Annotated in this window: 11 protein-coding genes; 1 reads left to right on the top strand and 10 read right to left on the bottom strand. The window is 37.6% G+C overall.

Going from position 1 to position 11,770, the window contains the following annotated elements; genetic code table 11:
* Positions 1 to 132: 132 nt before the first annotated feature.
* The 8 genes from ESV24_RS09205 to ESV24_RS09170 all read right to left on the bottom strand — a co-directional run bounded on the left by ESV24_RS09205 (position 133) and on the right by ESV24_RS09170 (position 7,421).
* Complete coding sequence (locus tag ESV24_RS09205) at positions 133 to 2,346, bottom strand: TonB-dependent receptor (RefSeq protein WP_111815825.1); 2,214 nt, start codon at positions 2,344 to 2,346, stop codon at positions 133 to 135.
* 49 nt (positions 2,347 to 2,395) lie between these two features.
* The gene (locus tag ESV24_RS09200) at positions 2,396 to 2,725 is read right to left on the bottom strand and encodes a hypothetical protein (RefSeq protein ID WP_111815826.1); all 330 of its coding nucleotides are present in this window, start codon (positions 2,723 to 2,725) and stop codon (positions 2,396 to 2,398) included.
* Positions 2,722 to 3,024 (bottom strand): DUF6787 family protein, encoded by a 303-nt coding sequence (locus ESV24_RS09195; protein WP_111815827.1) that lies wholly within the window; start codon positions 3,022 to 3,024, stop codon positions 2,722 to 2,724. The genes ESV24_RS09200 and ESV24_RS09195 overlap by 4 nt, the downstream gene beginning before the upstream one ends.
* The gene (locus ESV24_RS09190; RefSeq protein WP_170227880.1) at positions 3,021 to 3,443 is read right to left on the bottom strand and encodes a DUF6146 family protein; all 423 of its coding nucleotides are present in this window, start codon (positions 3,441 to 3,443) and stop codon (positions 3,021 to 3,023) included. Before ESV24_RS09190 ends, ESV24_RS09195 begins: the two co-directional genes overlap by 4 nt.
* 111 nt (positions 3,444 to 3,554) lie before the next feature.
* A complete protein-coding gene (locus tag ESV24_RS09185) occupies positions 3,555 to 4,196 on the bottom strand; it encodes a DUF937 domain-containing protein (RefSeq protein ID WP_111815829.1) in 642 nt (213 codons plus the stop codon).
* Between the two features lie 76 nt (positions 4,197 to 4,272).
* A complete protein-coding gene (locus ESV24_RS09180) occupies positions 4,273 to 5,226 on the bottom strand; it encodes a D-2-hydroxyacid dehydrogenase (RefSeq protein ID WP_111815830.1) in 954 nt (317 codons plus the stop codon).
* A 32-nt stretch (positions 5,227 to 5,258) separates the two neighbouring features.
* A complete protein-coding gene (gene serC, locus ESV24_RS09175; protein ID WP_111815831.1) occupies positions 5,259 to 6,326 on the bottom strand; it encodes a 3-phosphoserine/phosphohydroxythreonine transaminase in 1,068 nt (355 codons plus the stop codon).
* A gap of 69 nt (positions 6,327 to 6,395) precedes the next feature.
* Positions 6,396 to 7,421, bottom strand: coding sequence for an acyl-CoA reductase (locus tag ESV24_RS09170; protein ID WP_111816088.1), 1,026 nt, complete (start codon positions 7,419 to 7,421; stop codon positions 6,396 to 6,398).
* 63 nt (positions 7,422 to 7,484) lie between these two features.
* On the opposite strand from ESV24_RS09170, the gene ESV24_RS09165 reads away from it, so the two are divergent.
* Complete coding sequence (locus ESV24_RS09165) at positions 7,485 to 7,835, top strand: 4Fe-4S dicluster domain-containing protein (protein ID WP_111815832.1); 351 nt, start codon at positions 7,485 to 7,487, stop codon at positions 7,833 to 7,835.
* 65 nt (positions 7,836 to 7,900) lie between these two features.
* Here ESV24_RS09165 and ESV24_RS09160 read toward each other — a convergent pair whose 3' ends face one another.
* Entirely contained in the window at positions 7,901 to 8,674 is a 774-nt protein-coding gene (locus ESV24_RS09160) for a T9SS type A sorting domain-containing protein (protein WP_111815833.1), read from the bottom strand.
* A gap of 335 nt (positions 8,675 to 9,009) precedes the next feature.
* Positions 9,010 to 11,730: a TonB-dependent receptor gene (locus tag ESV24_RS09155; RefSeq protein WP_111815834.1), complete on the bottom strand. Its 2,721-nt coding sequence runs from the start codon at positions 11,728 to 11,730 to the stop codon at positions 9,010 to 9,012.
* Positions 11,731 to 11,770: the final 40 nt, after the last annotated feature.

Below are 11,770 nucleotides of genomic sequence, written 5' to 3'. Positions count from 1 at the left end.
CGATGTAAGAATCGCTTTGCTTAATTTGATCTACTGACTAATCACCTAATTAAACAATCAGCTTCAGAATAAAATCAAAAAGACCAAAAAATAAAAGGTCGCCTAAATAGTTTTTAGACGACCTCTTCTTTTTTAGATTTCTAGCTTTAAATTTACATTTATACTTCTTCCAATATTGAATATGCCATCTGGCTTAAATCTTGACAGATGCGCTGTGTATTGTTTGTCAGTAAGATTGGTTCCGTTTAAGCCAATTTTCAGCAAAACTTTTTGAAGCTGAAAACTGCTTTCCACACCCGCACTTAATAACGAATAACCGCCCGTTCTTGTTTCAAAATCACTTACGTTTTTTTGGTCAAAAGTATTTTCAAGCGTTATAAATGCCGAACTGGATTTTCTTGTTTTTCCATCGTGCATTTCTACACGAAATGTATTACGCAACGAATTGGCAGGAATAAGAGGCAAATAACTGTCATTGCTCAACATACCCGTAACGGTTTCAAAACTGCTTTCCAAATGAAGCCAATCCAGCGGATGCGGGTGAAGGTGAAAACCGAATTCACCACCATAGAGCGAGGCATCGTCCTGTAGATAGTCATATACTTGAGAATCATCGATTACTTCATTATTGGGTGAAAGGAAAATATAATTGTTCACAGCATTATAAAAACCATTTGCGAAAAATTCAACATGTTCATTTCTGTATTCCAAAGCAACATCCGCTTGAAAATTCTGTTCGTTTGTTAAATCTGCATTGCCGCGTTCATATCTGTTTGTGCCTTCGTGTACACCATTTGAAGTAAGTTCTGCCAAGTTTGGTGCTCTGAAACCACTAGCCAAATTAACGCGTGCCGAAAAATTTTCAACTAAATCCACTTTAGCTCCTAAAGCTCCAGTAAAGCTGTTGAATGTTCTATCCAACCCAGGAATAAAATCTTCATCTGCGGGATTTCGTGCAGCTTCACTTTCAATTTTTCGTGAATCAAAACGAATCCCGGCTTGAAAATCAACTTTTTCCAAATGATAATGTGAAGTGGCCAAAAATCCAATATCTGTAGTATTTGCATCCGGAATCAAAATCTCTTCACCTTCATTTTTGTTATTTTGAAACATTCCCTGTAAACCAACAATAGTTTCATAATTCCCAAATTGCGGAAGGTGATATTTCACATCATAATTGAGCGTATTCAGTTTCAGCCGAAGTGCCGCTAAGTCTGCTTCGTCCTCAAATTCTCGTCTATCATTGAACAGATAACCCGCTTTCACATCTAAACTTGAATTGTTGAAAAACAAAGTATTGTCAAAACTCAAAATATGGTTGTCGATTTCCTGAAAGGGAAGTTCTAAATCCTTTGATTGCGTTTGTTCGCTAACTACTTCTGGAATTCCAATGTTGGAGCGATTGTAATTATAACGAAGCGTCGATTTAAATTTTGTACCAGAATATTGAAGGCCAGTTTTAAAATCCTTTTCGTTAAAGCGTGAATTGGTTACACGGTAACCGGCTCCCGTTTCATAATCGCTAAAAGAAGAGTAAGAGCCACGCACTAAAAATTTTAGCTTTTCACTAGAGGTTTTAACGCCAAGATTTGTTGAAGTTCCCAAAGTATTTGAGAAATAAGTGCTGCTTACATCGCTGTGGGTTTCACCAGTGAGCGCAAATTTTTCGGGATTCAAGTAAAGTACGCCACCTAAAGCATCACTTCCATAGAGCAGTGATGCTGGGCCTTTTATAACTTCTACGCTTTCTATACCGGCTTCGTTAATGCCCAGTCCGTGCTCGTCTCCAAACTGCTGATTTTCCAATCGCACACCCTGAGTATAAGTTAAAATTCGATTCGAACTTAAGCCTCGAATAACGGGTTTTCCAATGCCTGTACCTGTTGAAATTATATCTACGCCAGCAATGTTTTTAATGCCGTCAGCGAGTGTTAAAGCACCTGAAGTGTTTAGATCTTCCGTAGAAACGCGCTCTACTTTCATTACATTATCGCTCTGTAATTTATGAAATGGGGTAGAAACTATTACTTCTTCCATTTCCACAGCGCTTTCCTGCATTTCAAGATTTTCCATCACACTTTTAGCGTTGGAAAAATTTATTTTTTTTGAAACGGTCGCAAAGCCCAAAGAAGAAAAGATTACGTTGTAGTTTCCGTCTGGAATATTATTTAAGCTGTAGTTGCCGTCAAAGTCTGCAACCGTCCCTTTTTCAAGTTGGGGAATGTAGATTGTTGCGGGAACGGCCTCGTTTGTATTTTCTGAAGTTATGGTTCCTGTCAAGGAATTTTGTGAGCTCGCTGCGGTATAAACTAAGAACACCGCAAGCAAGCATAGAATATTTTTCATGCTTTCTTGATTTAAAAGTAATTGTTTGATTGAAATAAAATGCTAAAAATCAAGAAAATAGCGGCGGACCTCTTAGAAAATAATGAGTAGTATTTAATTTGAATTCTGGTAAAACATAGACAGTTTCAATATTTTGATAACTGTGGAATACCGTAAATTCAGGAAGTTCCTGTGGGCTAAAATTAAATATTGAAAATTGAAAATCACAAATGGAACAGTCCAATTGCTTTTCGTGAAGATGTGTTGAAGTTTCTGTACAGGCCTTGTGTTCGTGGCCCTCAAAAGTATGTGCAAATTGCACGGCAGTAGGATATAACAATGCCAACGAAAAAATAGACGCAACAAAAAGTCGTATTATTTCCTTTTTAAAGATGGTCATTTTTTAAATATAAATCCTAAACCCATACTGCGGAGCATTTTCTTTTCAAATTTCCAAAAAAAATCATATTCACCAAACACCCAACCGTAAAAAACAAGAAGCACTTGATAAATTGGCAGAATAATTAATATTCTAAAAGGCCAATAAACATACCATCCCAATTCTTTCTTAATTTCAAAAAAATCAGTGATTGGTGACCCTAATTTTGCTGCGGAACTTCCGGTAATTGCAAAAACCAGAAATACTATAAAAAGTTGGCCGTTGGTTTCAATATTCCAACGTTCTTTAAGCTTTTTCAATTGCGTCCTCCAATAAATTTTTGATTGTACTTATCCTGAAAGTACACAAAGTAATTGTACAAAAGGTAATTTACCTCATAGCCATAATCTATTGAGGGATCGTAATTAATTCGCTCGGTATATAAGTTGCGGGAGTATTTGTTTGGATTTAATACGCGGTTATTATAATCGGCAACAAACTGCATATTTTTTCCCTCTAGTTTTGCTTGGCCATAAAAACCGCGTGGCGGCTGCGAAATTAGCCAAGAATTAAAACCCGGTTCTATAATTAAAATTTCGTATTCTAAGCTATCATTAGCAATGCGAATGGTATCGTTCTTCGTAATTTCAGAAGAAGTGGAATTATTCAGGGTTTTGTTTCCAGTTCCACAACTATAGATCAAAATTGAAAGTACCGCAATCAGGAAATAATTTTTCATAATAATGATTTTCGCAAAGTTAACAAATGAAAAACGATGCAGGCTGAATTTAACTTTCATTTAAAAAAACCGTCCAACTTGAATAATGAACGGTATTTGCGTATTTCGAAATTATTTCCCGAAAAAGCCGCCGAGCATTCCAGCAATACCGCCTTTTTTCTTATTTCCGCCTAAAAACATTCCGGCTATATCATCTATAACGCTGCCATCATTATTGCCGTCCAGGAGTGATTCAATAAGAGATTGCTGCTGCGGCTGCTTTTTATTGCTACCGCCCATTAAACTTCCGAGCAAATCACCGATTCCGGATTCTGAACTAACGTTCCTTTCTTGCTTCTGTTTTCCTAAATAACCCAATAGGATAGGTGCTGCGACCTGTAAAATTTGCATTACTGAATTGGTGTCTAATCCAGATTTTTGGGATAGTGCGTGTACGGCATTATCTTGCGAACCGCCTAAAACGTGCCCTAAAATACCAAGACCGTCTTGTTTTACATCTTCATTTACACCGCCCCCAAAAAGTCCTGTTAGATTGTCTAAGATGCTACCGTCGTGCTTATTGTTTAAAGCGTTCATTAAATTTGCTGCACCACTATCGCTACTTGCATTGCGTTTCATTGCTCCCAGAAGTATAGGCATTGCCATTGCAACAACCGAAGCAGTTTTGTCTACTGGTTGATGTGTTTCTTGGCTAATACCTCCAATAATCTTTTTTCCGAGATCACTGTTTAATAAATCTACAATTCCTGACATTTTTTGAATGATATAATTAAAGGGTTAAGTTAATAAAAATGAACAGTATTGCTATCAAAAAAGTTAAGGCTTACGGTTATTTACACAAAAGAGAAATAATCTGGCTAGCCAGTTCCGTACCAATTCTGTCCTGTGCTTCGTTGGTTGCAGCACCAATATGGGGCGTTAATGATATTCTATCATTCATAAGTACTTTTACAGACGGAGTGGGTTCTTCTTCGAAAACATCGAGGGCGGCGAAGGAAATTTTACCATCTTCCAGACCTTCCAACAGCGCTTTTTCATTAAGTACACCGCCACGTGCTGCGTTTACGATGCCTACGCCATCTTTCATCTGTGCAATTTCATCTTTGCCGATTAGGTATCCATTTTGGGATGGAACGTGTAGCGATATAAAATCGCTGTGTTTTATTAATTCTGAAACGGGGGCGGTTTTAATCTGTAGTGTTATTTTCTGACCGTCGTAAAAATCGAGTGTGATATCAGCTTCGCCCACTTCATGGTCGCTGGCAACAACTTTCATTCCGCAACCTAAAGCTATTTTTGCAACTTCGCGACCTATTCTTCCAAAACCAACAATTCCCAGTGTTTTTCCTCTTAATTCTCTACCGCCGCCATAATTTTTCTTTAACTCCTTAAATTTTGTATCGCCATCCAAAGGCATATTGCGGTTGGAGTCGTGTAGAAAACGTACGCCTCCAAAGAGATGTGCAAAAACCAATTCCGCTACGGAAGCTGAAGAAGCTGCTGGCGTATTAATTACTTCCAAACCGTTCTCACGGGCATAATTAACATCAATATTATCCATGCCGACGCCACCACGACCTATAATTTTTAAAGAAGGGCAATTGTCAATTATATCTTTTCGCACTTGTGTGGCGCTGCGCACTAAAAGCACTTCTACTTTATGTGTGTTAATGTAATTCTGAAGCTGCTCCTGCGCTACATGTACAGTTGATACTTCAAAACCTGCTTTTTCTAAATCAGATATTCCGCTTTTTGAAATTCCGTCGTTTGCTAATACTTTCATCTAAAATTATTACTGAGTTATTAAATATTGAATTATGCGCCTTTTTCCAAAGCTTGCATTATAGAGACCAAAACCTGAACGCTTTCCAGCGTAAGCGCGTTGTACATAGACGCGCGATAGCCGCCAACACTGCGATGGCCATTTAAACCGTTAATGCCTGCTTGTTTTAAAAGATCATCAAAGGTTGCTTTCAGTTTATCATTTCGCAAATTAAAAGTAGCGTTCATTTTTGAACGATCTTCTTTGTTGGTTACGAAACCCTCAAACAATGGATTTTTATCAATTTCGGAATAAAGAATCTCCGCTTTTTGATTGTTTACTTTTTCTATTGCCGAAACACCGCCCATATCTTTTAGCCATTGCAAGGTTAACATAGAAACGTAAACGGGGAAAACCGCCGGAGTATTGAACATGCTTTCTTTGTCAATGTGTACCTTGTAATTTAACATTGAAGGAATAACGCGTGAAACTTTACCAAGAATTTCTTCTTTTATAACAATCAAAGTTGTTCCGGCTGGTCCCATATTTTTTTGGGCTCCAGCATAAATTAAACTGAATTTTGAAAAGTCAAGCTGACGCGAAAAAATATCGCTGCTCATATCACAGACCATTGGAATATTTATTTCTGGAAAGCTTTGCATCTGCGTCCCAAAAATTGTGTTGTTACTTGTGCAGTGAAAATAATCTGCATCTGAAGGCACCTTGTAATTTTTAGGAATAAAGTTGAAGTTATCACTTTTTGAAGTGGCTACTTCCACAACTTCACCAAATAGTTTGGCTTCTTTTATAGCCTTGTCACTCCAAGTTCCTGTATTTAAATAGGCTGCTTTTTTCTCTAAAAGATTATAGGCCACCATTAAAAATTCAAGACTTGCGCCTCCCTGCAGAAATAGGGCTTGATACCCTTTATTTTGAAGTCCCAAATGCTCTAGAGCTAAATTCCGGGCGTTATCCATTACCTCTACAAAGTCTTTGCTTCGGTGTGAAATTTCTAATAACGAAAGGTTTGAATTATTGAAATTTAAAACTGCCTCCGCCGATTTTTGCAATACTGATTGCGGCAGAACGCAGGGACCTGCACTAAAATTATGTTTTTTCATTTTGATGAAAATTTATAATACAAAGATGTAAATTATGTGACTAACTATGTGGGAATTATGAATATTTTATCAAGTAAGTTTTAACAGGAATTCAACCGTGTCCACACCGTCGGCATAATCCCATAACTCAGGATTTTGCGCTTTTCCGAAGGCAACTTCATTTTGTAGGCCAGTTTTGGAAACCGTACATTGTATTTTTTCCGATTGAATTTTCAATTCTACTTCGAGCCTTTCCAGCGATGTGTATTTTTCATAAAAAACCACGGAAATAGGAGAGGAGAAGCCTGAATCTTCCTTAAGCAGCATAAACTCATTATCCAGCAACGGAAAGCTGTCCATTAAGTAAACTGCTTTGTTATAATCGTAATTATTAATGTATTTATGGTTGTGTATTATATCTTTCCAGCTGTACATTGCTTTGAAAAATGGTTCAAAATCGTAATCTTCTGGGATATATATTTTTGAAACATTGCGGCAACCGAGACCGAAATATCTAAAAATATCATCGGCTAGTTTTGTTAAATCTTCTTCGGTTTCATTTCCTGCTAAAACGGCTATTGAGTTTCGGTTTTTACGTATTATGTTTGGGTATTTACCAAAATAATAATCAAAATAACGCGATGTATTGTTGCTTCCAGTAGCGATTACAGCGTCAAAATCTTTTAACCTTCCTTCCGTAAATTCTATGTAACCTTTAAATTTTGGCTCTATGGAAATTAAATGTTCCGCAATAAAGGGCAACAACGTTTTATCATTGGACGAAAGCTTCGCCAAGACTTTATTTCCAGAAATTAAAACGGATAGAAAATCGTGGAAACCAACCAACGGAATATTTCCGGCCATTATAATTGCAATAGTTTTGGGTTCGGTTTCTTCAATTTTATAATTTGAAACCCATTGTTGAAGATTTTCTTCTGAGAGAGCTTCGCCCCAACTGTTTAAGGAGAATTTTATATTTTCAAGTGTAAACCAACCGCTTTCAGCTTCTGCTTTTCGGAAGACTGTTTCCGCTTCAAATTTATTGTTTTCCGAAGTAATTTGTTTCAGAAATTTTCCCAAGGAGACAAAAGCGTTAATTCTTTGTTTTAATTGCATACTTAGTTTGGTGTTGCGATTGATAGGCATTAAATTTGCGCAAAGTTAGAAAAAGAATATCCCATGGCAATTATTATAACCGACGAATGTATAAACTGCGGCGCATGTGAGCCCGAATGCCCAAACACTGCAATCTACGAAGGAGCTGATGATTGGCGTTATGCGGATGGCACTGATTTGGAAGGCAAAGTTGTGCTCCCTAATGGAAAAGCGGTAGATGCAAATGACGCGCAGGAGCCAGTGAGCGACGAAATATATTTTATAGTGCCCGATAAATGTACCGAGTGTAAAGGGTTTCACGATGAGCCGCAATGTGCAGCCGTTTGCCCCGTGGATTGTTGCGTTCCCGACGAGGATCACGTTGAGACTGAGGAAGAGTTACTAGGGAAACAGGCGTTTATGCACAAGAAGTAAAAAGCCAATTTATCTCATAAAAAAAGCAACCTTTTCGGGTTGCTTTTTTGTTAAATTAAAGAATTTTAATTTTTCACAAACCTGGTCATTGTGTTTGTACCGTACTTCAGTAAATATGTTCCTACAGCGAGACGGCTAATGTCTATTTGATTGTTTGTCGTGCCCAACTCATTTTCTATTAACTTTTTCCCTGTTAGATCGTAGATTTCAAACGTTGTATTTTCCTTTAGGTTCCCGATCACGATAAAATCGGATGCCGGATTTGGCGAAATGGAAACGTTATTTTCTTCGAATTCATTTACGGACAATGGCCCACAACTTATTACTGCGAAGTACAGAAAGTCTTGCCCAGTATAGGTCTGAAATCCCGATGCATTAGGGGGTATTGCATTGCCAAAAGGCAAATTGTCGAAATAAACCATACTGCTCGCCGCAGAAAGATTTACGTCGCTGTGGCTGGTGCTTGAGCCGTTGTTGTCATAAACGGCCATAATCCAATAATCTCCAGCCGCCAATTCAACAGGAGTAACAGGGAGGCTATTAATGCCTGTTCCCACTGTTGAAATAGCGGTCTGGGCCACGAGATTATTCGGCACTCCTCCATTATCATTATAAAAGGCCATTTGAAAATTAGCCCCTGTCCCATTCCCAATCATATTCAGGGATTGCAGAACACCCACTTGCGAAAGCGTGAAATTTACTCCCAACAAATAATTGGGCAAAATATTTCCACCCTCATAATTTGGATCGGTGTCATCGGAATTGCCAATATTACAATCCTGTGAAAATGCTGAGAATGCTATAGAAAGCATTACGATTAAAGTAGAAATTTTTTTCATAATTTTTTGTTTTTAATTAATAATCAGTTAGTTATAGCTAATGTAGTGAATATTTTGCATTGTATGTTTACTATTCATTTATAATCGAAAATATTTGAAAATATCATCATTAAAACTTAAATGAAATAAAAAATTGCCACTCAAACCTCAGTTTGAAGGATGATTTGCTTGTGGGGATAGTTTATTATTTAATATCACATTTTATCCTTTTCATTGAATCACTAAAGACCGTTTATTTAATAAAGAGAAAAAGGTATAAATGGGGTAGTTTATTTAAATTGAAAAACCCTATCAAAAATATGATAGGGCTTAAAATATTGTTAAAACTAATTTTTCTAAAAATTATAATTTATACGAGCATAATAAAACGCACCACCAAAGCCCATTTGCACAGAATCCCAATATCCTCCGCCTTCTGTCCAATCGTCTTGCTGGTCAGGGTAGACGTTAAAAAGATTGTTTGAGCCTACATTTAATTTTATGTTTTTTGAAACCTCAAAACCGAGGTTTAGGTCTGTTACAAATTTAGCGGTATAAGTATCTGTTGCAGCTACAATTTGGTTTTCGAACCCACCGTAATCTGCTGGATCTTCAAACATTTGGAAATCCAAGAGTTCAACTTCACTAAAGCGCGATGTCGTTAATGCAGCACTAAACCAATTTCTTTCATAGGTAAGTATTCCAACCAATTTGCTTTCTGGAGCGGATGCTAATAAAAAGGCTTTATCCCTTTCACCGAAAAATGTCTGTTCGTCCAAATTTCCGTTTTTCACATCTTTTATTACCATATTATTGAAGTTCGCCAAAACTGAAACTCCAAGAATATTATCATTTAAATTTTCTTTATACGTTAAAACAAGGTCAAGTCCTGTGGTTTCTGTATCCACGCCATTTGCAAAAAATTGTGCAGAATCCACATTTTCAATTTGTGGGGCTGGAAAATTACCTGTCAAAACAATCCTGTCACGAACATCTATATAATAAAGATCTGCCGTTGCGGTGAATTTTGAAAAATTTGCAGTAAAACCCAAACCAGCGTTGGTAGATTTTTCTTCTTTTAAAGGACCGATTCCAAAGGATGCGGTAACAGGACTGTTATTTGGCGATAATAATTGATCACTCGCCACGCCACCAATAAAATTGGTAAAACGTAAATTGTAATAAATCTGCGCCAACGAGGGAGCTCTGAAACCAGTGCTTGCAGAACCTCTAACATTTATGTTTTCAGTGGCTTTAAATCGCATTGCAAGTTTTCCATTGATGGTACTTCCGAAGTCGCTATAGTTTTCAAAACGTCCGGCGGCGCTGATTAAGAATGCTTCGCTTAAATCAAATTCACCGTCTGCATATACTGAAATGTTTGATCTGCTTCGGTCCACTTCATTTACGGGACCATAACCAGGAAAACCTTGTGAGCCGCCCGGTCTTAAAATAGTATTGCCATCATCATCCAAAATTGGATTGCCGTCGCCATCTCTATAAATTACAATATCTTCTTCCGGAGTATTTGCATTTACGGGCACTCCATTAACGTCATATGTTGCGTAAGAGCCTTCTTCTCCTGCAAAAATTTTGAAATTCTCAGTTCTATATTCAGCGCCAAAAGCTAGGTTCATCCCGCTTAAAACATCATCGTAATATTTTGAAAAGTCCAAATTCACTGTGTTTTGTGACAAAGAGTGACCACCCGCGTCAAATTCTGTGGGAGAAAGATCTACCAAGGAAGCATTCAATGTACCTTTTATATAATAATGAAAATTGTTGATTCCATAAGCGTTGCTAATATCCACTTTCCATCCAGAATCGGCTTCAGTTTTAACACCGGCAACTACTGAATTATCAGTAATTATTGAAGTAATTCTCGGGGTGTAACCGTTAGGAAAAATTGACTCAACAACACGGTTTCCGCCATTTCTGGTGAAAGCGTACGCATCGGTATCTCTGTAGTTTCTACCGCCGAAAGCATAAACTTCAGTTTTATCGGAAACTGGAATTCCAACATTACCCATTAAATTGAAACCTTCAATAGCAGCTTCTCCAAAACCTTTTCTGAAATCGAAAGTAGGTCGTAACGTTTTATTTTTATTGATATACTCAGTTGTAAAATTTGCAAAACCACCTTTTTCGCCAATAGCAAATCCGTAATTAGCTCCAAATTTTACAGAGCCTCCGTCAAAATTTTTATCCTTGCCAATAGCATTTCCATCCTTTTCTGTATCAAGACGGTAGCCATCCGTATTCCAAAGGCCATAAGCCCCATCAGTAAAAGCGCTTGTATCAACGTCTGCGTTGTTGCTATAAGCGCCATAAGAAACACTTCCTGATAGCTCATCAACGTTGTCTTTTAGCACAATGTTTATAACACCTGCAATGGCGTCGCTACCGTATTGTGCGGAAGCACCATCACGCAATATCTCAATTCTTTTTATAGATGTAACGGGAATTGCATTTAAGTCGGTACCAGTGTTTCCACGTCCGCGAGTTCCAAAAACGTTTATCAGTGAAGATTGGTGTCTTCTTTTGCCATTTATCAAAACCAAGGTTTGGTCTGGGCCTAAACCGCGCAATGAAGCGGGATCAATATGATCTGCTCCGTCAGAACCCGATTGCTTACTCGCGTTAAAAGAGGGTGCTGCATACTGCAACAGTTCGTTTATCTCTACTTTTCCTACTTGCAGTGTTGTGCTCTCCACATCAATAATATCAATGGGTACTGCTGTATTTATAGCAGTTCTTTTTGGACTACGCGAGCCAACAAGCATTACATCTTCCAGCGACTCACCTTCGGAAAGTGTAACTTGAATATTTATTTGTCCATTCACTTCAATTTCTTGGGTGTTAAACCCAATATAGCTAAAGCTTAAAGTGGCATTTTCTTTCACCTCAATTGAAAAAACACCGTCTATGGATGTTGTTGTTCCGTTCGTGGTTCCTTTTTCAACTACGTTCACAAAGGAAAGTGGGATTCCGGAATTATCCGTCACCGTTCCTGAAACGTTTGTTTGCGAAAATGTGATTCCGCAAATAAGTAATACTAAAAATGTAATTTTCTTCATTGGTTGTTGTTTTTTGTGTTAGTTATTTGTTAAAGTTAGA

Source organism: Aequorivita lipolytica (genome assembly GCF_007997135.1).
GTDB lineage: Bacteria > Bacteroidota > Bacteroidia > Flavobacteriales > Flavobacteriaceae > Aequorivita > Aequorivita lipolytica.
The sequence above is the reverse complement of the archived record's forward strand: the minus strand, read 5'-3'. Positions and strand labels throughout refer to the sequence as shown.